This is a genomic window from Mesorhizobium sp. M0960, assembly GCF_040319055.1.
Classification (GTDB): domain Bacteria; phylum Pseudomonadota; class Alphaproteobacteria; order Rhizobiales; family Rhizobiaceae; genus Mesorhizobium.
On the sequence record NZ_JAMYNN010000054.1, the window covers coordinates 1 to 945 of the forward strand.

General features: G+C 57.0%; 2 pseudogenes. One reads left to right on the forward strand and one right to left on the reverse strand.

What is annotated here, in order from left to right:
- Positions 1–480 precede the first annotated feature (480 nt).
- Positions 481–849, reverse strand: a pseudogene (locus NKH63_RS31265) (fumarate hydratase C-terminal domain-containing protein); the annotation flags it as partial.
- An 8-nt stretch (positions 850–857) separates the two neighbouring features.
- On the opposite strand from NKH63_RS31265, the pseudogene NKH63_RS31270 reads away from it, so the two are divergent.
- Positions 858–945 (forward strand): annotated as a pseudogene (locus NKH63_RS31270) (twin-arginine translocase subunit TatC); the annotation flags it as partial.

The following is a 945-nucleotide window of genomic DNA, read 5'->3' on the forward strand; positions in this document are numbered from 1 at the left end:
TCGGGTTTCGACTTCATGACCTTTTGCTCTCAAGCCGTGGTCGACAGCGCAATTAGTGCCAACCAATTCTATCATTAATTGAAGCCACCGAATGTAGTGGACGGCATCCATTCTCGGCCCGCAATGCGCCAGAGTGGGGTTGTCGAAACTCAGGTGAGGGAGTTCGAATCATGGAAAGGCTGCTGTAGAAACAGTTGGCTATCGCCCGCCGCCTAACAGGGCGATGACGCAACTGGAGAGGTATAGTCGCCTTTCGGCGGAGACCTCGTTGTAATAGATAGCGCATTTTTTGACTTCGTAGCTTGGCACCCCGACAGGATTCGAACATCGATCGCGTGGACTAGTCAGATTGGCTTCGAGATGAATTGAACCTTTTCTTGTCTGGCTCGCCGAGGAACTGGGCACCACAAATGCCGCTTGAGTGCCGTCACGGCTTACATCCGGCGCGAGAGTCTGGCCGGATCGCGCAGCCGGGAAGACTCAAACGCCGATGTTGCGTGCGATGCTGTCGGCAGCCATGCGCTTACGCCACTCAAGCGGCCCGGAATTGTGAATAGAATTTCCCTCAACATCGACAGCCATGATGACGGGCATGTCCTGCACCTCGAATTCATAGATCGCTTCCATGCCCAAGTCTTCAAAGGCAGCGATCCGCGCCGCCTTGATCGATTTTGAAATCAGGTACGCCGCGCCGCCCACTGCGATGAGATAGGGCGTTTTGTATCTGACAATCGACTCGATGGCCACTGGACCCCTCTCCGCTTTGCCGACCATCGCATATAGCCCGGTCTCGGCGAGCATCTTTTCCGTAAAACCGTCCATGCGGCTGGAGGTGGGGGGGGGGGGGGGGGCGCCCCCCCCCCGACCCGATGAGCCAGATCGGCCTCGCAATTCCGACGATCCTGCTCTACGAGGTCTCGATCTGGTCGGCTCGCTTGATCGAGC